The 24,358-nt window shown below is 70.2% G+C and carries 23 protein-coding genes and 1 pseudogene; 6 read left to right on the top strand and 18 right to left on the bottom strand.

Annotation, left to right across the window (positions count from 1 at the left end; genetic code table 11):
* Positions 1-71: 71 nt before the first annotated feature.
* Complete coding sequence (locus tag OG386_RS44940) at positions 72-947, top strand: universal stress protein (RefSeq protein WP_328793010.1); 876 nt, start codon at positions 72-74, stop codon at positions 945-947.
* A gap of 24 nt (positions 948-971) precedes the next feature.
* Here OG386_RS44940 and OG386_RS44935 read toward each other — a convergent pair whose 3' ends face one another.
* Complete coding sequence (locus OG386_RS44935; RefSeq protein ID WP_033223198.1) at positions 972-1,391, bottom strand: CBS domain-containing protein; 420 nt, start codon at positions 1,389-1,391, stop codon at positions 972-974.
* A gap of 335 nt (positions 1,392-1,726) precedes the next feature.
* On the opposite strand from OG386_RS44935, the gene OG386_RS44930 reads away from it, so the two are divergent.
* Entirely contained in the window at positions 1,727-2,602 is an 876-nt protein-coding gene (locus OG386_RS44930; RefSeq protein ID WP_328793009.1) for a universal stress protein, read from the top strand.
* A 27-nt stretch (positions 2,603-2,629) separates the two neighbouring features.
* Positions 2,630-3,619, top strand: a complete 990-nt coding sequence (locus OG386_RS44925; protein ID WP_328793008.1) for an Acg family FMN-binding oxidoreductase — start codon at positions 2,630-2,632, stop codon at positions 3,617-3,619.
* A gap of 630 nt (positions 3,620-4,249) precedes the next feature.
* Here the strand turns inward: OG386_RS44925 and OG386_RS44920 are convergent.
* The 10 genes from OG386_RS44920 to OG386_RS44875 all read right to left on the bottom strand — a co-directional run bounded on the left by OG386_RS44920 (position 4,250) and on the right by OG386_RS44875 (position 14,329).
* Complete coding sequence (locus OG386_RS44920) at positions 4,250-5,725, bottom strand: bifunctional aminoglycoside phosphotransferase/ATP-binding protein (RefSeq protein ID WP_328793568.1); 1,476 nt, start codon at positions 5,723-5,725, stop codon at positions 4,250-4,252.
* Between the two features lie 103 nt (positions 5,726-5,828).
* Entirely contained in the window at positions 5,829-6,704 is an 876-nt protein-coding gene (locus tag OG386_RS44915) for a universal stress protein (RefSeq protein WP_328793007.1), read from the bottom strand.
* A gap of 332 nt (positions 6,705-7,036) precedes the next feature.
* The gene (locus tag OG386_RS44910) at positions 7,037-8,401 is read right to left on the bottom strand and encodes a Ni/Fe hydrogenase subunit alpha (protein ID WP_328793006.1); all 1,365 of its coding nucleotides are present in this window, start codon (positions 8,399-8,401) and stop codon (positions 7,037-7,039) included.
* Positions 8,398-9,216 carry an oxidoreductase gene (locus OG386_RS44905; RefSeq protein WP_328793005.1) on the bottom strand — a complete coding sequence of 273 codons (819 nt, stop codon included), beginning with the start codon at positions 9,214-9,216 and terminating at the stop codon, positions 8,398-8,400. Before OG386_RS44905 ends, OG386_RS44910 begins: the two co-directional genes overlap by 4 nt.
* A gap of 1 nt (position 9,217) precedes the next feature.
* A complete protein-coding gene (locus tag OG386_RS44900) occupies positions 9,218-10,024 on the bottom strand; it encodes an FAD/NAD(P)-binding protein (protein ID WP_328793004.1) in 807 nt (268 codons plus the stop codon).
* Positions 10,021-10,506, bottom strand: a complete 486-nt coding sequence (locus OG386_RS44895) for a cyclic nucleotide-binding domain-containing protein (RefSeq protein ID WP_328793003.1) — start codon at positions 10,504-10,506, stop codon at positions 10,021-10,023. The genes OG386_RS44900 and OG386_RS44895 overlap by 4 nt, the downstream gene beginning before the upstream one ends.
* The gene (locus OG386_RS44890) at positions 10,503-11,672 is read right to left on the bottom strand and encodes a 4Fe-4S dicluster domain-containing protein (protein ID WP_328793002.1); all 1,170 of its coding nucleotides are present in this window, start codon (positions 11,670-11,672) and stop codon (positions 10,503-10,505) included. Before OG386_RS44890 ends, OG386_RS44895 begins: the two co-directional genes overlap by 4 nt.
* Positions 11,673-11,714: 42 nt before the next feature.
* Positions 11,715-12,251, bottom strand: coding sequence for a hydrogenase maturation protease (locus tag OG386_RS44885; RefSeq protein WP_328793001.1), 537 nt, complete (start codon positions 12,249-12,251; stop codon positions 11,715-11,717).
* Between the two features lie 676 nt (positions 12,252-12,927).
* Entirely contained in the window at positions 12,928-13,794 is an 867-nt protein-coding gene (locus OG386_RS44880) for a potassium channel family protein (RefSeq protein WP_328793000.1), read from the bottom strand.
* A 100-nt stretch (positions 13,795-13,894) separates the two neighbouring features.
* A complete protein-coding gene (locus OG386_RS44875) occupies positions 13,895-14,329 on the bottom strand; it encodes a pyridoxamine 5'-phosphate oxidase family protein (protein ID WP_328792999.1) in 435 nt (144 codons plus the stop codon).
* 231 nt (positions 14,330-14,560) lie between these two features.
* Between OG386_RS44875 and OG386_RS44870 the strand changes: the two genes are divergently transcribed.
* The 3 genes from OG386_RS44870 (at position 14,561) to OG386_RS44860 (ending at position 16,552) form a co-directional block, all read left to right on the top strand.
* Positions 14,561-15,046, top strand: a complete 486-nt coding sequence (locus OG386_RS44870; protein ID WP_328792998.1) for a Crp/Fnr family transcriptional regulator — start codon at positions 14,561-14,563, stop codon at positions 15,044-15,046.
* A gap of 24 nt (positions 15,047-15,070) precedes the next feature.
* Complete coding sequence (locus tag OG386_RS44865; RefSeq protein WP_328792997.1) at positions 15,071-15,715, top strand: CBS domain-containing protein; 645 nt, start codon at positions 15,071-15,073, stop codon at positions 15,713-15,715.
* 114 nt (positions 15,716-15,829) lie between these two features.
* Complete coding sequence (locus tag OG386_RS44860) at positions 15,830-16,552, top strand: response regulator transcription factor (protein WP_328792996.1); 723 nt, start codon at positions 15,830-15,832, stop codon at positions 16,550-16,552.
* Positions 16,553-16,565: 13 nt separating this feature from the next.
* Here OG386_RS44860 and OG386_RS44855 read toward each other — a convergent pair whose 3' ends face one another.
* From OG386_RS44855 to OG386_RS44825, 7 genes and pseudogenes are all read right to left on the bottom strand, one after another.
* Positions 16,566-18,314, bottom strand: coding sequence for a sensor histidine kinase (locus OG386_RS44855; RefSeq protein WP_328792995.1), 1,749 nt, complete (start codon positions 18,312-18,314; stop codon positions 16,566-16,568).
* 106 nt (positions 18,315-18,420) lie between these two features.
* Positions 18,421-18,630, bottom strand: a pseudogene (locus tag OG386_RS44850) (DUF1918 domain-containing protein); the annotation flags it as partial.
* Between the two features lie 167 nt (positions 18,631-18,797).
* The gene (locus OG386_RS44845; RefSeq protein WP_328792994.1) at positions 18,798-19,649 is read right to left on the bottom strand and encodes a universal stress protein; all 852 of its coding nucleotides are present in this window, start codon (positions 19,647-19,649) and stop codon (positions 18,798-18,800) included.
* Complete coding sequence (locus OG386_RS44840) at positions 19,649-20,551, bottom strand: universal stress protein (protein WP_326746999.1); 903 nt, start codon at positions 20,549-20,551, stop codon at positions 19,649-19,651. Before OG386_RS44840 ends, OG386_RS44845 begins: the two co-directional genes overlap by 1 nt.
* A 123-nt stretch (positions 20,552-20,674) precedes the next feature.
* Positions 20,675-20,974: a DUF1876 domain-containing protein gene (locus OG386_RS44835; RefSeq protein WP_326747000.1), complete on the bottom strand. Its 300-nt coding sequence runs from the start codon at positions 20,972-20,974 to the stop codon at positions 20,675-20,677.
* Positions 20,975-20,992: 18 nt separating this feature from the next.
* Positions 20,993-23,677, bottom strand: a complete 2,685-nt coding sequence (locus OG386_RS44830; RefSeq protein ID WP_328792993.1) for a cation-translocating P-type ATPase — start codon at positions 23,675-23,677, stop codon at positions 20,993-20,995.
* On the bottom strand, positions 23,670-24,326 hold the full coding sequence (locus OG386_RS44825; protein WP_326747002.1) for an Rv1733c family protein: 657 nt from the start codon (positions 24,324-24,326) through the stop codon (positions 23,670-23,672). The genes OG386_RS44830 and OG386_RS44825 overlap by 8 nt, the downstream gene beginning before the upstream one ends.
* Positions 24,327-24,358 lie beyond the last annotated feature (32 nt).

Raw genomic sequence — 24,358 nt, 5'->3', positions numbered from 1 at the left:
CGGCGCTCCGCCTCGACACGGGCGGAGACGAACTCCCTGACCGATGCGGACCCCTGCCGAGAGAAGCCATCATGAACGGTCGAATCGTCGTCGGCCTCGACGGATCCGCGGAAAGCCTCGCGGCCGCCCATTGGGCGGCGCGAGAGGCCCTCCTGCGCGGCGTGCCGCTCCACCTCGTCCACGCCGAGGAATGGTCATCTCCCCGCGACCGCCCGGTGCCGACGAGCGATATACGCCGCCACTGGGCCCAGGCGCTGCTTAATGAGACCGCCGACGAACTGCGCGCGAGCCACCCCGAATTGGAGGTCGGTATCCGATCATTCGACGGCAGGCCGGCCGCCGAGCTCGTCGGCGTCGCGGCCGGCGCGGACATGATCGTCCTGGGCTCTCGGGGACTGGGCACCGTCACGGGCTTCGTCCTCGGTTCCGTCGGCATGGCGGTCATCCAGGCGACGGTACGGCCGGTGGTCATGGTGCGGGCGAGCGAGGACGCGGTGCCGCACCCCGACCACCGGCACGCAGCCCGTGAGCTGCTGGTGGGCGTTGACATCAGCCGGCCGTGCGATGCGCTGCTCACCTTCGCCTTCGAGGAAGCGGCGCGACGGGCCTGCGCCCTCCATGTCCTGCACAGCTGGTCACTGCCTCCGCTGGTGGGGTACGGCGCGGCGTACGACCCGAGAGTTCACGCCCAGCTCGAAATGAGCGCGGAGGCCTCTCTGGGCGACGTCCTGGGACCCTGGCGGGACAAGTACCCGGATGTCGGCGTCATCTCGCGCGCGAGCGCCGGGCACGCCGCTACAGAACTCGTCGAGAGGTCTTCCGAAGCGGGTCTCATCGTCGTCGGCCGCCGCATCCGAAAGTCCTCGATCGGCGCGCACATCGGACCGGTCACTCACTCGGTCCTTCACCACGCCAAGGCACCCGTCGCCGTCATCGCGCACGAATAGCGGTGCAAGACGACGCGCTGCGGCTTACCGCTCCGCGCAGATCGTCTCGACGAAGTGGCCTACCTGCTCCTCGGACAGGTGCCTGGCGAGATCGGCCTCGCTGATCATCCCGACGAGGCGGTGGTCGGCGATCACCGGGACACGCCGGATCCGGTGATCCTGCATCGTCTGCAGCACCTGGCTCGTGTCAGCGCCCGCGTCGACCGTGATCGGCTTGCCCTGCGCGAGCTGCCCGGCTGTCATGTGGTGCGGGTCCTTGCCCTTGGCCAGGCACTTCAGCACGATGTCACGGTCGGTGATGATGCCGTGCAGACGGTCGTCGGGCCCGCAGATCGGCAGCGCACCGACGTCCAGTTCGCTCATCCGCCGGGCCGCGTCCATGAGCGTCTCGGTCTCCTGTACGCAGGTGGCACCGCTGTGCATGATGTCCCGTGCGGTGGTCATGGCTGCCTCCTCACGTGCGTATCCCTGTCCGTCTCCAGTCTGGGCTGGGGCCCAGCGCCGCGCTCGTCGACGCGAGATCATGGGGGCGTGGCTTCCCTGCGCCATGGAGAACAGCCCAAGGCCTTCCGGGCTCTTGCCGGACGCCGGGCCGGCCGACAGACCGCCTGCCGTGACCGCCCTGGTTGATCAAGGCCCCAGACCTCTCGTCCACCGCACCGGAGACGGGGCCGGTCGGTCCCACGAGGGGCCGACCGGCCCCTCAACAGGAGGCCGTCGGGCAGTCAGTCTGAAGTGGGCGGGAGAAGCGCCGACCCATGAAGAAGGAGATGGCGACCATGGCGAACCGAGTGACCGTCGGTCTCGACGGGTCCCCGGAGAGCACGGCGGCTGCCCGCTGGGCGGCCTATGAAGCCGAGCTCCGCGGTGCGTCCCTGGACCTGGTCCACGCAGAGGAATGGCTGGAGAATCCCCCGCTTCCCGTCACGACCACCGAGGAACGTCGGCAGTGGGCCGAGGCCGTCCTCCGCGACACCGCCGATAAGACGCGCCGTCTACATCCGTCTTTGAAGGTCGACACCCGCCGAGTGGGCGGGCTGCCTTCCCTGGCTCTCACACGCGCCGCCGAGGACTCCGACATGCTCGTACTCGGCTCACGCGCGCTCGGCAGCATCGCGGGATTCCTCGTCGGGTCCACCAGCACTGCCACCCTCATCGAGGCCGTTCGCCCCGTCGTGCTGGTCCGGTCGGTGGACCGCGCGGGCAATCCGCCGGACGGCACCCGCGACCGCGGGCCCATCGTGGTCGGCGTGGACATCCACCAGCCCTGTGACAAGCTGCTCGCCTTCGCCTTCGAGGAGGCGTCGCACCGCCACTGCCCGCTCGTGATCATCCACGGCTGGTCGCCACCGCCCATCCTCAGCTACGCACCAGCCCTCGACCCGGGGGTCCAGCAGGAAATGGCCCACGGCATCACCACCGCACTGGACGAGATGATCAGCCCCTGGCACGAGAAGTACCCTTCGCTGCAGGTCGACTCCCGGGCCACCATCGGCCAGCCGGCGATTCAGATCCTCGACGCGGCCTCCACCGCCGCCCTCGTCGTCGTCGGCCGCCGTATCCGCCACTCCGCATTCGGCACTCACATCGGCCCCATCACACACGCCGTGATGCACCACGCGGTCTCGCCGGTGGCCGTCATCGCCCACGAGTGAGGCCCACCGCACAGGCAGGAAAGTCTCATGACCGCATCGCTTCCGAACCCGGCAGAGATTGTTCCGCTCATCGAGGATGCTGTCACGGCTCCGTCCATGCACAACGCCCAGCCGTGGAAGTTCCTCTACCGACCGGCCTCCGGGCTCATCGAGCTGTACGGCGACCCGGGCCGTGCCATGCCCCATGCCGACCCGGACCACCGCGCCCTCCATGTGGGCTGCGCCGCCGCTCTGTTCAACCTACGGGTGTCCGCAGCCTCGGCAGGCTGGGGCGCTGACGTACGGCTGCTGCCCGACCCGGACGTTCCGTGGTTGCTGGCCGCTGCCGACCTCCGGGAACCCGGGCCCACGGACAGCGAACTCGGAACCCTCCATCCAGCCGTACGGCGACGTCACTCCAGCCGTTTCCCTTTCGCGGAGGAGGAGATCGCTCCCGCACTATTGGACGGTCTGCGAGCCGCCGCCCTTCTCGAAGGGTGTCGCCTGGCCGTGCCGGACGCCTGGCACACCGACACGGTGTTGGGCCTGGTACACGACTCCGAGCATCGCGAGGAGATGGATCCCACTATGACGGCGGAGACGATGGCGTGGACACATGCCGACACTCCGGAAGGCCAGACCCGTCCAGACGGAATCCCCGTGGACGCATTCGGTCCGAAGCACGCGGGTCGCGGTGGGGTCGTGCGCGACTTCGGTCGCTCCCGGCGCGTTCCCGGGCGTGGGTGGGCCACCTTCGAGCAGAACCCGCACATCGTGCTGCTGGGTACTTCGGGTGACGGGCCCGAGGACTGGCTACGAGCAGGACAGGCCCTGCAGCGGGTTCTCCTTCAAGCCACCGCCGACGGACTGGTCACGTCCATGACTTCGCAGCCTCTCGAATGGCCCGCGCTCCGCTGGACGGTGCGCGATCCGGGCTCGGCGATGACCCATGTCCAGATGGTGATCCGGCTCGGCTACGGACCGCAGGGCCCGGTAACGCCCCGGCGCCCGGTGGCCGAGGTGCTGGACATCCGCTGAAACCGGAGATGAAGCTGCCTTGTGCCTCGGCACGTACCTCGGCGATCGGCCGCTTGTCCCGACAATCATGACTCTGGGTAGATACCCCGGGCCGTGGCCGCGGCGCCTGCCCGAACGGCTTCGACAGCACTCTGGTGCACGGTCCGACTGGCTCGTTCGCTACAGGACAGGGGGCTTCCGGTCATGGTGCACCACTGGGGGGCACCGCCGTACTGCACCGCGATGTGGGCTTGTCCGTCCTTCCAAATGGTGCGTACGCTCACCTCGCCGGTGATGACCCCGGCCTCGTCGGTGCGGACGCCACCCGCGCCGGTGAACACTCCTGTGGTCGTCCACGTCGGTGCCATGTCCCGTGTCCCCTTCCTCCCCGCTTCGCAAGGACCCCACAGGGCCATGCTCCACCGGGCGGGAGGGGCGGTGCAGGGCTGAATGGCCCCCCGACCAGGGCCGCACGGCCCAAACAGCGCGGCACCTCCTGCGCGCAGATCCGAGGCCCAGGGCAGGGAAACGATTCAGTCGGCCCGAGCCATGGCCATGTCTCGGGACTCGGCCATGCACGACATGCGGCAATGCTCCGGCAGGACGTCCGTCGCGGCGAGCGTGCCGCTGCACGCGGCATCGCCTCACGCCTCAGTCCGGTTCCATGTAGGGGCGGCGGAAGACCGGGGCCTGGCCGGCGCCGTACGGGCGTACGGCCGCCATCGCCTGGATGACCGCGGCCTCCAAAGGGCCGCCGGTGTCGATGGGGACGGCCTCGTCCCACGACGGCTCCGTGGCTGCCATAGCCCTGGCCACATCGGGGGTGGCGTCGGACGCCCCGGGGGCGCGGGTGCTCAGGCGCGCTGCCGACACATCGCCCGGAACCTGGCAGTGTAGGGCCACCAGGTCGGCGCTGGCGCGTTCGGCCATGCGCAGAGCGGCTTCGCGCTGTCCCGCATCGGACCAGGTGGCGTCGAGGACGACGGACTCGCCGCGGGACAGGAGGGCGGACGCCCGGTCGAGCAGGGCCGCGTACGTCCTCACGGTCCACTCGGGCGTGTACAGCCCTTCGCCGTAGTCGGAGGCCGCGGATTCCTCCGCCGGCATGCCTGCCAGCTCCTTGCGGAGGCGGTCGCTGCTGAGCAGCGTGACGCCCAGGCGATCGGCCAATGCGCCGGAGAGCGTGGACTTTCCGCTGCCCGGGAGGCCGCCGACGAGGGTCAGGCCGACAGCGGAGGTACGCAGGTGGCGCAGCGTCGTGGTGACCAGTCGCCGCGCTGCCGCCTGCGCGCCGCGGGCGCCTTGAGCTGCCTGGATCAGGGAGACCTTGGCACGGACGAACGCGCGGTAAGCGACGTAGTGGTGCCACAGGGACGGCGGTGCGGGGTCGCCGGAGTACTCGCTGTACTGGGCGAGGAAGAACGCCGCGGCCTCCGGGGCACCCGTCTGCTCCAGGTCCATGGCGAGGAAGGCCGCGTCGTCGAGACCGTCGACGTAGCGAAGGCGGTCGTCGAATTCCAGACAGTCCAGGACGCGGGGGCCGTCGTCGAGACAGAAGATGTCCTGGGCGAGCAGGTCGCCATGGCCGTCGACCACCCGCCCCTGCCCAATACGCGCGTCGAACAGTTTCTCGCGGCCGGCGAGATAGCGCCGCACCAAGCGCTCGGTCTCCTCCACCCCGTCGAGCAGCTGGCCGTCCTCGGTCAGTCGCCTGACCTGCGTGAAGCTCGCTTCCCAGCGCGCGGAGAGCGCGTCCCGCCTGCCCTGCTCGTCGATGTCCGGGCCGCGGAGCGCGTCCGCGTGACGGGAGGCAAGGAGGCGTGCGACAGACCGCAGGGCTTCGTCGACGTCGGCGCCTTGACTCACGAGCAGGGACAGGCGGCGTTCCGCCGGCATGCGGCGCATCACCACGAGAGGTTCGGGCGTGTCCGCGTCCGGTCCGCGAAATTCACCCAGGCCCAGGTAGACATCAGGGGCGAAGCGACGGTTGAGGGCGACTTCTCGTTCGCACACGGCCCGCCGGGCCGCCGTGGTCGTGTAGTCGAGGAACCCCAGGTCGACCGGCTTCTTCAGCTTGTAGGCGCGGTCACCGACGAAGAACAGGACCGCGGTGTGCGTCTCGCACACCTCTGCGCGCGGTAGTGGCGGAACCTGGAGGCCGGTGCCGGTCCGGAGCGCGGACGCGTCGGTCCTGTGCGCCGGCACCGGCGGCTCCTCGTGGTGGCTCGGCTCAGTCATGGGGAATGACGGCGACGGGGCAGCGCGCGTGATGGATCGCGGCGGTGGCCACGGAACCCAATGGGGGTGCCAGGGCAGGGCGGTGCCTGCGTCGGCCGACAACCAGTAGTCCTGCCCCCTCGGCGGTCCGGACCACGACCTTGGTAGGGCTTTCAAGACCGATACCGGGAGTTACCTGCACGCTCGGAAACTTCTCGCGCCAGGGGCGGAGAGCGTCACTCAGGACCTTCTGCGCGTCCTGCCTGATCTTCTCGGTCACGTCGTGGTCCACGCCCCAGGGAGCGTGAGCGTGGAGGGGCATGCTTCGGCCGTGGACGGCTTGCAGGGGAACGCCCCGTGCCGCGGCGGCGGCGAAGGAGAACGCGAGCAGGTCGTCGCACGGACCGTGCAGTTTCAATGCCACCACTACGCCGCCTGAGGCACCTGGAGCGGACGGCGGACCCTCTTCGCGCGTCCCGGCGCGCACCAGGACCACCGGCCGCTCGGCCCGTGCGACGACGGGCATGCTGATGTCGCCCAGGAAATAGCTCTCGACGGGCTCCAGCCCTCGCGAACCGAGCACGGTCATCTCGGACTCCGCTGACGCTTTCAGCAGCGCCTCCTGAGCATCCTCGGCGACCAGGTTGCCGACGATGGTCAGGCCCGGGTGGCGCGCTTGGAGCTCCGCCTTCGCGTTGTGCACGATCCGCTTCGCCCAGTAGTTCTGATCCATCTCGGAGGGGAGGTGGGTCGGTTCCGGCGCCAGCAGGGGCCACGCGTGCAACAGGCGCAGCGTGAGTTTGCGGCGGTCGGCTTCGTCAGCGGCCCAGCGGGCAGCGGCGAGGCTCTCGGGTGAGCCGTCGAGGCCCACAGTGACGACTGGCTCCATGCCGGCTGTGCTCCGTCTGGTAGGTGACTGGAAGGCGGTGAGGTGTCCGGCCGGCCGGAGCCCTGTCGTCCCCGCGCTCGCGCCGGTAGCCGTGCAGTGACCGTAAGCGGTACTCGATGAAGCACCTGTGCCAACGCGCCGAGCACACGGCCGTATGTCATCCGAGGAGCACCTGAAGCCTCCCGACAGCGCGCAGAAGGCAGAGGCGAGCCTGCATGCGGCTGCGGCTGCCGGTCGGCTCCGACGCCGCCATCCGACGTAACGACACCTGCAGACCGGCCGCAAGCCCGGGCCGCAACCTCGCCCGGACAGCCGGTCACGCCTGGGCGGGATCAGTGGGTGCGCTCGATGTCCAGTTCCAGGAAGTGGGCCGAACACGAGATGCACGGGTCGTGGTTGCGGACGGCCCGCTCGCACAGCCGGGTGAGCTCGGCCTCGGAGCCCTCACCCCGATCGAGGCCGGCTTGGACCAGCCGACGCAGGTCCTCCTCGATGGCGCCCTGGTTCTGGGCGGTCGGTGGCACGATGCGGGCGTCCGTGACACGCCCCCCGTCGTCGAACGCGTAGCGGTGGTAGAGCAGGCCGCGCGGCGCCTCCGTGGCACCGTGCCCGATGCCGGCCCGGGCCGGCACCTCCACGTACGGGCGGGCCGGACGTTCGTACTCCGTGATGATCCTCAGGGCCTCCTCCACCGCGTACAGGACTTCCACCGCCCGGACGAGGATGCTTCGGTACGGGTTCCTGCAGACCTCTGCCCGCCCGGCACCTGCGCGCGACAGGGGGTCGCCCAGCCCGGCCTCCCGTGCCGCTTCCAGGGCCAGCGGGGACAGCAGGTAGCCGCTGACCGCCCAGCGCGCCAGGGAGCCCGTGAGATGCCTACGGCCGTCCAAACGGGAGTGGAGGGCTGTGGAGTGGGAGACCTGCTCCTCGGCCACGTGGTCGGTGAAGTCCCGCAGGGGAAAGCTGTAGGGCGGGAGCATCTCGTCGTACGGGAGCACGGTGGGCACGCCGGACTCGATGGCGTAAGTGCCCTCCTCGGCGAGGGCGAGCAGGTCGGCGTCGCACTCGGCGTCCGGGAATTCGAAGCCGGCGACCCAGCGCACCGTGTCCCAGGCGTCGTCGAGGGCGGTGCGCAGCCGTTCTTCCAGGGGGCGGAGTTCGGCGCGGGTCGGGGCGCGGTGGAAGCCGCCGATCCGGACGTTGACGGGGTGGATGGCCCGGCCCCCGAGCAGTTCGACCACGGCGTTGCCGGCCTGCTTCAGGCGCAGTCCGCGCTTGACGTGCTCCAGATGGGAGCGGGACAGACCGATCACGTCGTCCTCGCCGAGGAAGTCCGGTGCGTGCAGCATATGGATGTGCAGCGTCTGGCTCTCGATCCATTCGCCGCAATACAGCAGGCGGCGCAGGGCGGCCAGTTGTCCGTCGACGACAACGCCGCACGCGTCCTCGATGGCACGGCAGGCACTCATCTGGTAGGCGACGGGACAGATCCCGCAGATGCGGGAGGTGAGGTCGGGCGGCTCTGTGTGCGCTCTGCCCCGGAGGAAGGCTTCGAAGAACCGCGGCGGCTCGTAGATCTTGAGCCGCGCCTCGATGACTGTGCCGTGGTCGATCCTCAGGTGCAGCGCGGTCTCGCCCTCGACACGGGCGAGTGAGGGGATGCGCAGCTCCTGGGACCGGGGCGTGGGATCGCTCATCCGGGTCCTTCAGCGTCGGTCACGCCGGGCTGTCCTTGCTCCTCCACGGCGGTGAAGGCGGTCACGTTGAAGGTGTGCAGGAACCTGCCGATGTCTTCCTCGCTCATCCCGTCACGCTGCATGAGCGGGACCAGCGCGGGAAGGTTCGTGGTTCCGGCCGGCCCGAAGCAGCCGTAACAGCCGCGCCCGTAGGTCGGGCACAGGGCCCCGCAGCCCGCGTGGGTGACGGGGCCCAGGCAGGGCGTGCCGTGGGCGACGGTGACGCAGACGTTGCCGCGCCGTTTGCAGGCGAAGCAGACACTGTGGTTCGGGATGGCGGGCTTGCGTCCGGCGAGGAACGCGGTGATGACCTCCACGAGCTGACCGCGGTCGATGGGACAGCCGCGCAGTTCGAAGTCGACGGGTACGTGGGCCGAGACCGGCGTGGAGGTCGCGAGGGTCTCGATGTATTCGGGGCGGGCGTAGACGGTCGCCAGGTACCCGTCGACATCGGCGTAGTTGCGCAGCGCCTGCACGCCGCCGGCCGTGGCGCAGGCACCGATGGTGACGAGGTGGCGGGCATCGGCGCGGATGCGCCGGATTCGCTCCACGTGCTCGGGTGTGCTGACCGACCCTTCGACGAGGACGAGGTCGTACGGACCGGGCGCGGGCTCGCTGGACGCCTCCAGGAAGTGGGCGATCTCCAGTTCGGCGGCGATGCCGAGCAGTTCGTCCTCGCAGTCGAGGAGGGTGAGCTGGCAGCCGTCACAGGAGGCGAACTTGAACACGCCGAGGCGGGGGCGGACAGGGGGCTGGGGCGTGGTGGGGGTGCTCATCTCACAGTTCCCGGACGGTGAGCAGGGGCTCGGCCTGGTCGTAGCCGACGACCGGGCCGTCGCGGCAGAGCAACAGGGGTCCGAGCTGGCAGTGTCCACAGTGGCCGGTGGCACAGCGCATGTTGCGTTCGAGGGAGACCCGGACGCGGTCGGGACGTACCCCTTGGTGGATCAGCGCGCGTGCGGTCGCGCGCATCATCACCTCGGGACCGCAGACGAAGGCGACCGTGCCCGAAGGTGTGAACCGGGCCTCGCGAAGCAGCGTGGTGACGACGCCGACCCGGCCGGTCCAGCCGCCGGAAGGCCGGTCGACCGTCACGGCACCGAACGGCTTTCCCCAGGCGGGGAACTCATCCCCGTACAGCAGATCGGCGGGGGTCCGGGCGCCCGCGAGGACGTTCAGCCGCCCGAACGCCTGGGGCTCGGCCAGAACGGCGTCGACGAGGGGACGGAGCGGAGCGAGCCCGATGCCTCCGGCGATGACGAGCAGATCGTTGCCGTGAGCGGCGGCCGAGTCCCAGGCGGTACCGAAAGGGCCGCGCACGCCGACCCACCCGCCGATCCGCAGCCCGCACAGTGCGCGGGAGACGGCCCCGACGGCGCGGACCGTGTGCGTCAGCCGGTGCCCGTCCGCGAGCCGGGACACGGACACCGGGATCTCACCGACACCGAACGCGTACAGCATCGCGAACTGGCCGGCTGCGAAGGGCTTCAGGGCATCCGCGGCAGGCTCCAGTACGAGCGTGACCGTGTCGTGCGTCTCGTCGCGGCGGTCCACCACGCGGTAGGAGAGGGGCGTGAGCGTCATGGCACCGGCCCGCTCCCCTTCGGTCCCGGCGGTCCGTACAGGTCGAGCAGCCGGGTGCGGGTGGCTCGGAGCCGGTCGCCGATGGTCTCGGCGACGACGGTGACCAGCGACAGGCCCAGCGCCGTGTCCACGGCGCACAGGTCATGGACGGCCGCGGCATCGAATTCCCATGCACGGACGGGGTCCCGGGTCTCGGCCGCGAGGTGCCACTGCCGCGGCGGACACAGCCATGACCAGCCGAGCAGGCTGCCGGCACCGATGGTCTCGACGACCACTCGCCCCCGGCCGGGCATGTGGACGTCGAGCGCGACCGTGCCCGAGCGGATGACCCAGAAACGGTCGGCCTTCTCCCCTTCCTCGAAGATCCGCGTGCCGCCCGGAAGGACGACTTCCCGGGCGAGGGCCATCAGCTTCCCGCGGTGCTCCGCCGTCAGAGCGGCGAACACCTCCTCGCCGGGAGGCCCGCCCGGTTGCGAGGTCACGGCGTGTTCTCCCGCTGCGTGGCTTCCTGGTGCAGGGCGTGGGCCTCCTCGGTGAGGTCGATGCCCGTGGGACACCAGACGATGCACCGGCCGCAGCCGACACAGCCGGAGCTGTCGAACTGGTCGTGCCAGGTACCCAGCTTGTGGGTGAGCCACTGGCGGTAGCGGCTGCGCGGGCTGGACCGGACCGGACCGCCGTGGAGGAGCGAGAAGTCCAGGTCGTAGCAGGAGTCCCAGAGGCGCCAGCGCTCGGCGTGATCGCCGGTCAGGTCGGTGACGTCCTCCGTGGTGGTGCAGAAGCAGGTGGGGCAGACCATGGTGCAGTTGCCGCAGCTGAGGCACCGGGCGGTGACGTCGTCCCAGCGCTCCGCCTCCAGGTTGTCCCGCATCAGCGTGCGCAGGTCCACGGGGGGCATGGAGCGGCCCATGCGTTCGGCGGCGGCGCTCACGGCTTGGGCCGCCGCTGTTCTGGTGAGGTCATCGGCGCTCCGGCCCGGCAGTTCCGCGAGGACCGCGGCCCCCTCCTCGCTCCCGCTCCGGCACAGGAAGCGGTGGCCGGCATCGTCCACGACCTCGGTGAGGGCGAGGTCATACCCGGCGTCGGCGGCCGGCCCGCTCCCCATGGAGACGCAGAAGCAGGTGGCACCCGGCTCGGTGCACTCGGCCGCGATCAGGAAGGCACCCGTCCGCCGTGACAGGTAGGTGGGGTCCCGGTACCTGCCACCGCTCATCACCCGGTCGAGGATCTGAATGGCACGCAGATCGCAGGGCCGCACGCCGAGGAACGCGTACGAGATGCTCTCCTGCTTCTCCTCACGGACGACCGGCGCACCGTCCGGGCCGCGGTCCGCCGACCACTGACGGACGCGCTGCGGATGCAGGAACGACTTCCACGACTGGGGTCCCGCGCTGTGCGCGAACACGGCCCCGTCCTCGCGGCGGCGGAGCCGGTACTGCCCCGCCTCCAGCTCGACCCCCCACCCGTAGGGAAGGGCATCGGCGGAGTCCAGCTCGTCGAGGACGATCGCGCCGTCGCGCACGGTCGGGCCGATCACCGTGCGGCCGCGCACCTTCAGGACACGCACGAGCGCGGCCAGACCGTCGCGGTCGAGAACCGCCTCGTCCTGGTGGTCGAGGACGGCTCCGGCGTCCGAAGCGTCGGTCATGGTGCACCTCTCGGTCTCCACGTGCCTAGATCCGGCAGCATGTCAGACCAGCGGGCTCCCGGGTCCGAGGCTGGTCCGGCGAGTTCCCCGGCTGTGCTGCAGGACGTCTTCCTCGATGCGCCGGGCCAGATGTGGCAGGGCGGCCGCCACCGCCGGGGTGAGCCCCATGCCCAGCGAGCGGTCCGCTCCCTCGACCGCGTACACGATGAGGCGGCCCGGGCCGCACCCAAGGCTGTCGGCGAGACATAGGGCCTCGGCGAGCCCGAGCCCGTGCGTGCTCTGCCTGCCTGCGGAAGCCGGGTGCAGCATCTCGCCCGGGGCCACGCACCACCGGTGCGTTCGCCCGGGCTGTCCCGAAAGAGGGAAGCAGGCGTCGACGACGATGGTGAGGGCCGTGTTCTCCCAGAGGGTGATCAGCCTGCCGGGGTCTCCGTCGCACCGAGCGAGCCCGGTACCGGAAGGCAGCGGTCGTTGTGCGGCCCGTTCGCACAACAACGCGATGGCGGCCCACCCCACCCCGTCGTCGCGCCGGAACTCGTTGCCGACCCCGATGACCGCCGTACCGGCGAGCGGCTTCATACGTACCCGCTTCCTTCGTCGGGCGTCTCCAGGTACAGCCTGCCCTACGCGCGGGACGCGGTCCTGCGCCATGGGGCAAACGGCGCACGGCGCAGCCCCCTGCCCGGGGTCCTCGCCCGGTACCGCGAAGTACCGCTGAGCGACGACGCCCGCAAGGAGACGGCGGAGCTGCCATCATCGTGCGACCAGGCGCGACCGTGGCGGAGGCGGCCTGGCTGGCATGTCTGTCCCATCTCAAGCACCTCCCTGTCGTCGACCACGAGGTACACCTGGTGGGAACGGTCCTCCGGCACGCCCGTCTAGAGGCCCTGGCCGGTGATGACGCGTTGCGCGCCGAGATCGAGGCTGTGGTGCGCTCCACGGCACCGGAAGCCGCGGACACCGTCCAGGTCTCCGTGCACGCGGGGGAACGTCACGCTCACCGGTTCAGCGCGCGGAACCAACGCGGCCGGAATGCTTACCGAAATCCGCAAGATCGACGGCGTGAAGGAGGTGACCGATCGAATCATCGCCGTATGAGGCCCGCACGTGCTGCACATGGAGTCTTCACCACGAGCACATCGCCGGTCCGGACCTCAACGGAGTCTGCCGGGCAGAGCGGTGTCGACGCTGCGGCGTAGAAACGACCTGACGGTCGAGGTCGTCGTCCACGCCGGAAGACGCACGGCAGAGCGTGTCACCGGTGCCCGTGGTCGTGTGCGAACGCGTCGAGAGCTTGCCTGGGTGATCCCTGGGTGTGCAGGAAGCGCTCGTCCAGGATGCTCGCGAGGTCTTCCAGGGCGGAACGCAACACCGTGGAGGCGAGCCGGACATCCCGGTGTCCGGCTTCCGAAGCCTCATCGGCGATGTCGAGGGCGTAGCCGATCTGGCGAGCGAGGGAGGTCCGGTCGTCGCCGTCGTGGAAGTAGTAGGACTCCGAGTACTGGAGGAAGTCGACCGCCGCCACGGACAGCGCCGTGGCCAGGCTGTCCAGCATGGCGGCCCCGGCCGGGGAGTCGATCTGTTCCTTCGAGGGATGGGTACGGGAGAGGTGGGAGAGCCGCAATGCCAGCGCCCTGCGGCGCGCCAACGCCGGATAGATGCCGAGGATCCAGGAGACCGTCGCGGTCAGAAGGGCGAACCCGACCAGCGCCTCCAGGGGTGCGAGGAGGCGCAGCCACCCCTCGGCGGGTGCGACGTCACCGAGGCCGAGCGTGGAGAGCGTGACCAGCGAGACGTAGGTCGCGTCCAGCAGGCTCGCATGATCGTCGGGGTGCAACCCTCCCGCGTACACGAACGCCTCGGGCATGTGAGGCCAGTAGATCAGCGCCCAGCCCGCCGCCACGGTCAGGGCCCACAGGGCGACGACGGACACCATGGCGAGCGGGCCGGCCAGGCCGGCTGCTGTGCGACGGGTGCCCAGGACGGACGACAGCCGCCACAGTGTGGTCATGACCAGGCGGCTCAGCCCTCCGTGACGCGTCGGGTGCCACAGCGTGTGGAACACGTCCCGCAGAATCAGCAGGACCAGGGCCGCGCCCGTGACCGTCACCAGCCAATCCATCCGGCACCCCTTTTCCACCCGTTTCGCCCAGGTTCGCGCACCTTCGTAGCCGCTGATCGCAGCCCACGCCGTCGCCAGGTGTCAGAAGCAGGGCCGGGACTCACCCGGCGGCGGAAATCGGCCGAGGTTCCGGCCCCAGGCGAAACCCTGTGACGAGTTCGGCCCGGATGCGCAGCACGCCGGCCATCGGCTGGTTCGTCCACGGGTCGAGCAGCGCCTCAAGCCGTTCGGCGTCGTTGCGGTTCTCGACGAGCTCGGCGTAGCCGATCACCACGACACTCCAGCCGAGATGCGTGTCGGGGTCGATGGAGTCGGCTTCGTAGGCGAGGACGATGTCAGGTGTGCCGGGCATCGCCACGAGCGATGCGCGTGAAGCACCTTCGTCGAGCCGGACGACCACGTTCTCCCCCTCGACGACGTGGTTCATCGGCCGAATGGCCGGCAGCGCCTGGTGGGTGAAGACGATGCGGCCCAGCGGCACGGTGCCCAGGAGCCGCAGCGCTTCGGAGCGGTCCAGCTGCTCCGTGGACCGCATCGGGTCCAGGACGGGGCCGTGGTCCGGCCTCCAGGCGGTTTCGTGATCCATCACACGGCCCTCCGCTCCGACCGCGTCGTGTCGGTGTCGGCTTCACCCAGCGTCCTTGCCTCCTCGCGTGCCGTGCCAGGGCCGAACGGTCCCCTGTCCTGCGGAATCGGGGGCTGGTCGGCCCATACCCAGCGCATCTGGAGCCGCCGAGAATTGAATCGGAATCGACCGGAGGCCGCCATGAGGACCACTCCCCCTACAAAGATCGCCGGCGCGCTGCCGGCTGAGCACCGTTCCCGGCTGATGGACATCGCACGGGAGGTCAACTTCCCCGAGAGCGCGCGCCTCTTCAACGAGGGCGGCCGGGCGGACAGGTTCTGGATCGTCCGAACCGGCATCGTCGCCCTGGACGTGCATGTGCCCGGCAGACAGCCGGCAGTGATCGAAAGGCTCGGACCGGGCGAACTCGTAGGGTGCTCGTGGATGCTGCAGCCCAGTGCCTGGAGACTGGGCGCGGTGGCCACGACGCCGGTGCGCACGTACGAATTCGACGCCGCCGCGGTGCGCACGATGATGGATACCGACCCTGCTTTCGGCTCCGCGATGGGCCACTGGGTCGCGCAGGTGCTCGCGCACCGGCTGCACGCCGCCCGTATCCGGCTGCTCGATCTCTATGCCCCGCACGGCAGTGGCAGCTATCCCTGGCGGCCGGTGTCCCGCACCTGAACCCCCAGCAGTGAGGAGTCCGTCATGCCCGCGTCCCAGTACACCGTCAGCGACGTCATGACCCATACGGCCGTGGCCATCGGCCGCGAGGCTTCCTACAAGGAGATCGTCGAGCTGATGGACCAGTGGAAAGTCAGTGCTGTTCCCGTCCTGGAGGGCGAGGGGCGTGTCGTGGGGGTCGTCTCCGAGGCGGATCTGCTGCCGAAGGAGGAGTTCCGGCGGGACGACCCCCGGCTTCCCGATCAGATGGAAGAGGCTTCCAAGGCGGGGGGTGTGCTGGCCGAGGAGCTGATGTCGAGCCCGGCCGTGACCGTGCACCCCGACGCCACGCTCGCCGAAGCTGCCCGGATCATGGCCCGCAAGCACGTGAAGCGCCTCCCCGTGGTGAACGGCGTGGGGATGCTGGAGGGAGTCGTCAGCCGGAGCGACCTGCTCAAGGTCTTCCTGCGCACCGACGAGGAGATCGAGGAGGAGATCCGCGACGCGGTTCTCGCCGAGCTCGCTCCCCCGGTAGATCTACAGGCATCGGTGAAGGACGGCGTCGTCACCCTGAGGGGATCTCTCCGTAGTCGCGCCCTGGTGCCGCTGGTGGCCCGCGCCATCCGTGCCGTGGAAGGCGTGGTGGACGTCCGGATGGAGCTGGAAGGGCAGCCCGCCGGAGCTGCCTGAAACCCTTCACCGCCGCGCCGGCTCCGGGACGCACCACAAGGTGCGTCCGCCCGCTCCCCTGAGACAATGCGTACGACAAGACGTACGCACAGTCGATCGATTACAGGGGCGTACATGTCCGACGCATCAGCACCCTCTGTCTCGTCCGGGGCGCCCATCAGGGTCTTCCTCCTGGACGACCACGAGGTAGTACGCCGCGGCCTGTACGACCTGCTGGACGCGGAGCCCGACATCGACGTCATCGGCGAGGCATCGACCGCCGAGCAGGCATTGACCCGCGGGCCGGCGCTGCGCCCGGACGTCGCCGTGCTCGACGTCCGGCTGCCCGACGGCGACGGGATCACCGTGTGCCGCGAGTTGCGCTCGCGGATGCCGGATCTCGCCTGCTTGATGCTGACCTCGTTCGATGACGAGGACGCGCTGCTCGACGCGATCATGGCCGGAGCGGCCGGCTACGTCCTCAAGCAGATCAAGGGGTCGGACCTGGTTTCGGCCGTACGGACCGTGGCGACCGGACAGTCCATGCTGGACCCTGCGACGACCGCTCGGCTGATGCACTCGCTGAGGGACCCGGAGACCGTCAAGGCTCCGGACGACGATCGGCTGGCGGCTCTCTCCGAGCGGGAGCGTTCCGTGCTCGAACTGATCGGCGAGGGCCTCACGAACGCGCAGATCGCCAAGCGGCTGTACCTGTCCGAGAAGACGGTCAAGAACCACATCTCGCGGCTGCTGGGCAAGCTGGGGGTGGAGCGCCGGGTGCAGGCCGCCGTCATCGCCGCGCAGGTCCACGAACACGGGCGCGGGCACGAGACGGAGCACGGCATGGGCCGGAGCTGAGTGTCGACGGGGGTCACCCGGGCGGTGGGAAGTCGCCTCCATCCAGCGGTACCCGCCATTCCAGTTTCGTCCCCCGCCCGGTCGACCCGTGCGCCGATACGGAGAGCTCGCCGCCCAGGCGTTCGGCCCTCTCGGCGAGATTGCGGAGCCCGCCGCGACGGCCTCCCCGTGCCACTCCCACTCCGTCGTCGGTGACCCGTACGGTCAGTACGCCCTCGACGGCCGAGAGGGACACTTCTGCCCGGTCCGCCTGTGCATGGCGGGCCACGTTGGTGAGTGCCTCCCCGATCACCGCGAGCGCCTCGTCCGCGGTCTCGGGGGGGACGTCGGTGTCGATCAGGCCCTCCATCCGCAGGGCCGGGGCGAAGCCGAGTGTCCGGGCGGCCTCCTCCACGGCTTGGACAGCACGCAGCCGCAGCTTCGGCGTGACCCCGGGCGCCTCGTGTTCGCGAAGTCCGAAGATCGTCGAGCGAATGATCTTGATGGTGGCATCCAGGTCGTCGATGGCTCGGGCGAGCCGTTCCGAAGCCTCGGGATGCTCGACGAAGCGTTGGGCGCTCTGCAGGGTCATGCCTGTGGCAAAAAGGCGCTGGATGGCGAGATCGTGCAGGTCGCGGGCGATGCGGTCGTGATCCGCCAGCATGCTCATCTGCTCGGCGTCCCGGCGCCGGTCGGCGAGCTCCAGAGCCAGGGCGGCCTGGCCGGCAAAACCGGGCAGGGCTGCGATCTCGGCGCGGGCGAACGCCGGGCGGCCGCATCTGCGGGCCAGGATGAGGACGCCGCTCAACTTCTCCTTGGTGCCGACCGTGACGGCGACGGCGGGGCCGAAGCCCTTCCAGCGTTCCGGCTGCACGGTGATCCGGACCTCGGTTCCGACGTCGGCAACAGTGATCAGTCCGTCCTCCTCGCCGAGGGCGGCTGCTGCCAGGGTTCCCGCGCTGCTGGGCAGCACGATGCCGCGGTGCGCCTCGGCACCGTCTCCCAGCGCCAGCGAGCCGCGCAGTTCCCCGCCCTGGCCCACGAGGTAGAAGACACCGATGTCGGCTCCCGTGATGTCACGGGCCCGCTCCAGCATGCCCTCCAGTACCTCCGCTTCGGCCAAGCCGGAGAGCAGAGCGCTGGTGAAGTCGGAGCTGGCGGTCAGCCAGCGCTCCCGGAGACGTACCTCTTCGAAGAGACGGGCGTTCTCGATGGCGATGCCTGCCGCCACCGCCAGCGTGGACAGGACCGCCTCGTCCTCCTCGTCGAAGTCGATGCCGCCGCGCTTCTCGGTCATGTAGAGGTTGCCGAACACCTCCTCGCGAACCCGGATGGGGACCCCGAGGAAGGAGTGCATCGGGGGGTGGTGGGCCGGGAACCCGTAGGAGGCGGGGTGATCGGACAACTCCGACAGCCGTAGGGTCTCGGGGTGGCGGATGAGTTCGCCGAGGATGCCGTGGCCGGAGGGCAGGTCGCCGATCTCGGCCCGGAGGTCGTCACCGATGCCCACGGGGAGGAACTGGGCGAGCTTCTGGTCGTCGCCGATGACTCCGAGGGCGCCGTACTCCGCGTCCACCAGGACGACGGCGGCTTCGACGATGCCCCTCAGGACCTGCGGAAGGTCGAGCTCCCGGCCGACGGACATCACGGCTTCAAGGAGCCCGTTGAGCCGGTCCCTGGTGCCGCGCACCTCGTTGATGCGGACCTGGAGCTCTTCGAGCAATTCATCCAGCCGGAGCCGCGGCAGCCCCGAACGCACGGCACGCTGCTCGTCCCCGCCCATGCGTACCTCCAGCGGCGCCCCGGGGAAGTTCGGCCTGCCTCTTCACCGTATCCCTGCCCCCACCTTCCCGCTCAGGCTGAAGGCATCATCCGGAGTCGTCCGCGCCGAGATGCCGAATGTGTGCGTCCGGTCCCGGGAAGAAGAGGGTGGTCCTGCCGGTGTCCGACCAGCGGACGTCGTAGGGCGGGGTGCCGTCGTCGTGGTGCAGTCCGACGACTTCGCCGTCGCGACCCGCTTTGCCCACCGTCGGCCCGCCCACCACTATCTCGTCACCGACGCGAGCGTGGGGTCCGTGCTCGGACGTGCGCGTCTCCATGATCATCATCTCCTTCGGAATGCGTGCCGTGCGAGTCGGGCCGCCGCGAAGCCACTGGTGAGGGCGGCTGATGCTCGGCCAGTCGGCGTTCCGCTTCGAGGTCGGTGAGCCCGCCGGGCGCGCGCACCGGTACCTCTGCGGGGGCCGGGGCCATCGCCATGGCGGTCCTATTCGGCCGGAACCGTGATCACCGGGCAGAACGCCCGGTGGAGCAGTCCGTGGACAACGGAGCCCAGGCGCATGCCGGAGTAGCCTCCTCGTCCGCGACGGCCCACCACCACGGCCAGGGCGTGCTCGGCGGCTTCCGCGAGCTCTTCCACCGGGTGCCCGATCGGGACCTCGTGGGAGAGCACCACGTCCGGGTACTTCTGCGACCAGCCGGCCGTGGCCTCGGACAGCATCCGCCGCTGAGCCTGCAATGCGACCTCCTCGTCGTGGAGCAAGAAGACCGGCGGCTGCCACACTGCGATGGCGCGCAGTGCTGCGCCGCGCAGGTCGGCTTCCTCGAAAGCAAGCGCCAGCGCAGCCTTCGAGGACTCACTGCCGTCGATGCCGACGACCAGGTAGGGCGTCTCCTGGGTGGTGTGCTCGGGGTTTCCCACCACGACGACGGGGCAATGCGCCTGGGCCACGACCGGGACCACCGTGGAACCGGCGCTGAAGAGTTCCGCGGTCCGGCTCAGGTGACGGGATCCGAGCACGAGCATGCGGGCCTGGTGAGACAGGCGTCCGATGGCGGGAACGGGGAATCCTTCGATCAGATCAGTGGCCGCGTCAAGCCCCAGGTGTCGGTCCCGCGCCCAGTCGTAACCTGCCGCGAGGGCTTCAGAGCCCGCCTGGCGCAGAGCCGTCCTGCGGGGTGTGTCATCAACCTGCCGCGTACGCTGCGGCGGAGGCACAGCCACGACGAGTCGGAGCCCGATCCCACGACGGTGGTCAGACGCCCAGGCAAGGGGCAAGTGCCAGTCCCTGGCCGGGTCAATGCCTACGACGATCTCGCGGCGTTCGGCGGTGGCCATCACGATCCACTCCCGTGCTCGTCCGGGTGGCGCGGGATGAGCAGCACAGGGCAGTGCGAGTGGTGTACGAGGCTGTGGGTGTGCCGCCCGAGGGTGGGTCCCAGGTATGCGGACGCCCTGCGACCGCCCATGACCAGCAGGTCGGCGTGCCGGGAAGCCTCTACGAGAACACCGGCGACGGACGCGCTCTTCTCGGCATCCGCCCGCACGGTGAGGTCCGGGAATTCCCGGCGGATTCGCTCCGTCAGCGCGGTCAGGTGCCGGACGTACTCGTCGGCGATCTCCTTGATGTCGTCCATCATGGTCATCACGTCGCCGACGGACTGAAGCACGTTCCACACCTGGAGCAGCCGCAGCTCGGCCTTGCGCAGCTCGGCCTCGCGCGCCGCGTAACGCACACAGTCCAGATCTCGCTCGTCACGGACCCCGGCGAGTACCGTCCCGCTCTCGGCGCCGCTTTCGGTTCCCCTGACGATGATGACGGGCGTCTTCGCACCGGCCGCCACCTTCAGGCCCACGGATCCGAGCAAGAGGGAGTTGAATCCGCCCAACCCCCGGTTGCCGACCACTATGGTGCCGCGACGACCAGCGGCCCGGTGCAGGCTGGCCACGGGGTCGCCACGACCGAATTCCGTGGTGGCGACCAGGCCGGGGTGCTGCTTCTTGACCGCAGCAGCGATGTCGTCGAGCAGTTCGCGGCCGGCAACACGGACGCGCTCGATGGTCTCGACAGATGCGTAGAGTGCCCGGCCGTCCGTGTCGGCGCCGTACACGATGTGCAGCGGACGCCCTCGGCGTTCGGCCTCTCCCGCTGCCCAGAGCGCGGCCTGACGGGCGGGCTCGGAGCCGTCGACGCCGACGACGACGGAGCCGAGTTCGGAACCGCTGACGGTGTGCTCCATGATTCCTCCTCGCCCAGGGCCAGTGAGGGTCTGACCTCACAGTGACACCGCAGGCCCCTGTGGGAAGAGGGCCGCTCAGGACCTTCATGGGGGCCAAAGGTCCCGGTCGGGCCTCCTTCGTGGTCACGCTGTGGTGTCCAGCCACCCGCTGTACGGCTTGAGGGACTCCTGCAGGGACGGAGCTCCGGCAGCCTGCATGTCGCCGTAGGCGGCTCGCTTCATCTGGAGGGCGAGATCCTCCATGGCACGAGCGACCGCGAGTTCTTCGCCGATCTCCGGGACGTCGTCGTCCTGGGGTGCGCAACGGGCGGTGCCGTGGCCCGTGAGCCTGTTCGTGCCCGTGTCGAGTTCCAGGCGTGCCTTCGTCGTGTGGTCCTCCTCGAAGAGGTAGAGGCGGACCTTCCATTCGGCCGTGCGTGACATGGGAGCCTCCGGACGGGTTCAGGCGTTCGTGCTTCGGCAAGTGCGTCGGGCCCAGCGCCGGAGTTCGTCGGTGCCCCACACGAGGACCGGGAAGGTGGCGATGAGCGCGACGACATCGAGGGAGAGGGCTGCGGTGCCGAACAGGTCTTGCAGCGGCGGCGCGTAGACGAGCGCCGCGGTGAAGACCAACTCGAAGGCGATGCCTGCGAGGAGCAGGTGGTTGGTGAACAGGCCGATCTCGCGCAGAGCGGCGTGGTCGGTGCGTGCGGCCATGGCCGTGCCGACCTGGCAGGTGACGATGCCGGCGAACGTGGCGGTGGTCGCGGTGACGTACGCATGGTGGAGGGGGGTGCCGGGGCCGGTGGGGTCGCCGGGGTGCCAGCCCGCCCGCCAGAGCACGTAGAAGAACGCGGTCATGACCAGGGCGGCGGACACCGTACCGAGCCATCCCCAGCTCCGGATGAGCATGTCGCGGGAGATGACCCCCTGCGAGCTCGGTCGCGGCGGACGGCTCATGACGCCCGGCTCGGCCCGTTCCCGGCCGAGGGCGAGGGCGGGGAGAGTCTCGGTGCCGAGGTCGATGGCGAGGATCTGCAGGACGGTCAGCGGCAGGGGGATGGTGCCGGCCGAGAGTGCGAACACCAGGAAGGGCACGACCTCGGGGGTGGCGTGGGCGAAGATGTAGACGATGAACTTGCGGACGTTGTCGTATACGCGGCGCCCGGATTCGATGGCGGCGACGATGGTGGCGAAGTTGTCGTCGGTCAGCACCATCGTGGACGCTTCGCGTGCCACGTCGGTGCCGGACCGGCCCATCGCGACCCCGATGTGCGCACGGTGAAGTGCCGGAGCGTCGTTGACACCGTCGCCGGTCATGGCCACGATCTGCCCGTGTGCGCGCAGCGTGTCGGCCACGTGCAGCTTGGTCTCCGGAGAGGAGCGGGCGAAAACGACCTCGGCATCGCCTTGTGCCAGGAGCTGGTCGAGCTCCTGGTCACCCACCGTCTCGGACTGGGCCACCACCGTGAGGCGCGGTACTCCGATGCCGACCTCCCGCGCGACGGCGGCCGCGGTGGCGCCGTTGTCGCCGGTGACGATGTGGACCCGGAGGCCCGCGTCGTGACAGCGGCGGACTGCCTCCGCGACCTCGGGCCGCGGAGGGTCGTACAGGCCGACGAGCCCCAGAAGGCGCAGACCTCTCTCCGCGTCGTGGCGCCGCGCCGGCGTCGTGGCCCCCTTCGGCAGGTCGCGCACGGCGACGGCCAGGACACGCATGCCGTCGTGGGCGAGCCGGTCCGCGGCGGCGAGCGCGGCAGTGGAGTCCCCGCCGTCAAGGGCGCCCACCACCGACTCCGGCGCGCCTTTGACGATGACGCGGGCGCCGTCCGGTTCCGCCTGCTGCACGACGGACATCAGGCGCAAGCGGGGGTCGAAACGGAAGAGGATCTGGCGGTCGGCGTCCCTCCTGTCGAGGTCGATGGGGGCGCCGTGGGCGCCGGCTCCTTCGACCAGGGCGATCTCGGTCGGGTCCCCGTGCAGGTGGCCCTGGGCATCCCGCGTGACCGTGGTGCACAGGGCCACTGCGCGGGCGAGTTCGCCTGCCCAGGGGCCTTTGCTCGTACCGTGTTCAGGTGTCCACACAGTCTGGAGCCGCATGCGGTTCCGGGTGAGGGTGCCGGTCTTGTCGGTGCAGATCACGTTAGTGGACCCGAGAGTTTCCACGGCGCTCAGCCGCTTGACCACAGCCCCCTGACGGGCGAGGGCCCGTACCCCGACGGCCAGGGCGAGGGTGATGATCGGCAGCAGGCCCTCGGGCACGTTGGCGACCAGCAGGCCGATGGCGAAGATCAGCGAGTCGGTCAGCGGGAGTCCCACGGCCACGCCTGCCACGAGGAACACCGCGCCCATGGCCACCGCGACGGCGGCGATCAGCCAGGCGACCTTCTTGACCTGCCGCTCCAAGGGGCTGGGGTCCCGCTGGGTGCGCTGGCTGAGTGCCGCGATCCGTCCGAGTTCGGTGTGGTCGCCCGTGGCGAACACGATCGCCTGGGCCTGGCCCTCGGTGCAGGCAGTACCGCTGAAGACGAGGTTCGGCTCCTGGAGCAGCGGAGCCCCTGCGAGACCGGGGCCGGCGACGCGTTCGGCGGGGGCGGACTCCCCTGTCAGCATCGACAGGTCGACCTCGATACCGCCGTCTGTGAGGCGTCCATCGGCGGGGACCTTGGCGCCCTCTTCGAGGACGATGAGGTCGCCCGGCACGAGCTCGCGCGACTCGACGGCCGACGGTTGGCCGTCGCGGATCACCCATGCGTGCTCGGGCAGATACCGGGCCAGGGTCTCCACTGCCTGCTCCGCCTGGCGCTCCTGCAGGAGCGCGAAGGCGGCGTTGACGATGACCACGGCGACGATGGCCCAGCCGAGGACCGCTATGTCCGCCACGAAGGCCAGTGCGGCAGCCGCCCAGAGCAGCATGGCCAGCGGGTGGACGAGCTGGCGGACGAGCTCCCGGCCCACCGAGGTACGGGCCTTGCGGCGGACCTCGTTGGGGCCGTAGACGGCGAGGCGGCGGGCCGCCTCGCGCGCGGAGAGTCCACTCGGCCCGGTGCCGAGTTCGCGCCTCAGGAGCGGCAACGGTTCGAGGGGGTCAGGGCTCAGGGGCAGCCCGTTGACCGGAAAGGGGGGCCGGGTGGCTGCCTCAGTCATCGCCAGGTCCCTTTTCGCGCCGCAGCCTGCCGGACCAGCGCGGCTCCACGGCCTCCCACTCGTGCTCCCACTGGGCCAGGCTGCGGGTCTCGACAAGAAGCAGACGAAGGCGGACCACTGCCCCTGTGGCGAGGGCGAGCAGGCTGAAGGATCCGACTCCCGCGACTGCGGCCGTGAGGACGCGTCGGGCTTCGGCCGACGGCGCCTGCGCCTCCCTGCCCGCGTCATCGACCCAGATCGTGACCGTCCGGCCTGCCGGAGTGCCGAACGGGACGGAGATCGTGTCGGAGTGCTGGTGAGCGGCCGGGTACTCCCAGACGGCCGGAGCAACCGTCCGGGAGGTGCCGCCGGAACGGTTGGAGACCGCGCGCCCCACGGCACCGACCGTCGTCGCCTCGATCCGGTGCCGGTGCCGGGCCGCTTCCCGGGCAGTGCGGCTTTCGGCATCCCAGACGGCCGTCGTGACGACGACGCCGCAGGACAGGGCGATCAGGAAGGAGAGCACGAAGGCGATGTTCCAGCGGCGCCGGGTCCGGTCGGCCGGACGACGCAGCTCGTTCGGACGTCCGCCGAACAGCCGACGCACGCGGTCGGCCGTCGCCGGGCGCGATCGGGTGGGCCCGTCTCCGGGCGTGCCGGGCTCGGACATCGTGCACCTCCGCGCTCTGATACTGCCCGGCC

It is taken from the genome of Streptomyces sp. NBC_00273 (genome assembly GCF_036178145.1).
Taxonomy (GTDB): Bacteria; Actinomycetota; Actinomycetes; order Streptomycetales; family Streptomycetaceae; genus Streptomyces.
The sequence above is the reverse complement of the archived record's forward strand: the minus strand, read 5'-3'. Positions and strand labels throughout refer to the sequence as shown.

Coding starts and splice junctions, on each gene's coding strand:
- OG386_RS44915 (WP_328793007.1), bottom strand. CDS start 6,704: ATGGAGCCAGTCGTCACTGTGGGCCTCGACGGCTCACCCGAGAGCCTC.
- OG386_RS44855 (WP_328792995.1), bottom strand. CDS start 18,314: ATGGGCGGGGACGAGCAGCGTGCCGTGCGTTCGGGGCTGCCGCGGCTC.
- OG386_RS44875 (WP_328792999.1), bottom strand. CDS start 14,329: ATGCGGTCCACGGAGCAGCTGGACCGCTCCGAAGCGCTGCGGCTCCTG.
- OG386_RS44885 (WP_328793001.1), bottom strand. CDS start 12,251: ATGAAGCCGCTCGCCGGTACGGCGGTCATCGGGGTCGGCAACGAGTTC.
- OG386_RS44840 (WP_326746999.1), bottom strand. CDS start 20,551: ATGGAGCACACCGTCAGCGGTTCCGAACTCGGCTCCGTCGTCGTCGGC.
- OG386_RS44870 (WP_328792998.1), top strand. CDS start 14,561: ATGAGGACCACTCCCCCTACAAAGATCGCCGGCGCGCTGCCGGCTGAG.
- OG386_RS44925 (WP_328793008.1), top strand. CDS start 2,630: ATGACCGCATCGCTTCCGAACCCGGCAGAGATTGTTCCGCTCATCGAG.
- OG386_RS44880 (WP_328793000.1), bottom strand. CDS start 13,794: ATGGATTGGCTGGTGACGGTCACGGGCGCGGCCCTGGTCCTGCTGATT.
- OG386_RS44865 (WP_328792997.1), top strand. CDS start 15,071: ATGCCCGCGTCCCAGTACACCGTCAGCGACGTCATGACCCATACGGCC.
- OG386_RS44900 (WP_328793004.1), bottom strand. CDS start 10,024: ATGACGCTCACGCCCCTCTCCTACCGCGTGGTGGACCGCCGCGACGAG.
- OG386_RS44845 (WP_328792994.1), bottom strand. CDS start 19,649: ATGGCCACCGCCGAACGCCGCGAGATCGTCGTAGGCATTGACCCGGCC.
- OG386_RS44930 (WP_328793009.1), top strand. CDS start 1,727: ATGGCGAACCGAGTGACCGTCGGTCTCGACGGGTCCCCGGAGAGCACG.
- OG386_RS44935 (WP_033223198.1), bottom strand. CDS start 1,391: ATGACCACCGCACGGGACATCATGCACAGCGGTGCCACCTGCGTACAG.
- OG386_RS44860 (WP_328792996.1), top strand. CDS start 15,830: ATGTCCGACGCATCAGCACCCTCTGTCTCGTCCGGGGCGCCCATCAGG.
- OG386_RS44825 (WP_326747002.1), bottom strand. CDS start 24,326: ATGTCCGAGCCCGGCACGCCCGGAGACGGGCCCACCCGATCGCGCCCG.
- OG386_RS44835 (WP_326747000.1), bottom strand. CDS start 20,974: ATGTCACGCACGGCCGAATGGAAGGTCCGCCTCTACCTCTTCGAGGAG.
- OG386_RS44830 (WP_328792993.1), bottom strand. CDS start 23,677: ATGACTGAGGCAGCCACCCGGCCCCCCTTTCCGGTCAACGGGCTGCCC.
- OG386_RS44905 (WP_328793005.1), bottom strand. CDS start 9,216: ATGAGCACCCCCACCACGCCCCAGCCCCCTGTCCGCCCCCGCCTCGGC.
- OG386_RS44940 (WP_328793010.1), top strand. CDS start 72: ATGAACGGTCGAATCGTCGTCGGCCTCGACGGATCCGCGGAAAGCCTC.
- OG386_RS44890 (WP_328793002.1), bottom strand. CDS start 11,672: ATGACCGACGCTTCGGACGCCGGAGCCGTCCTCGACCACCAGGACGAG.
- OG386_RS44910 (WP_328793006.1), bottom strand. CDS start 8,401: ATGAGCGATCCCACGCCCCGGTCCCAGGAGCTGCGCATCCCCTCACTC.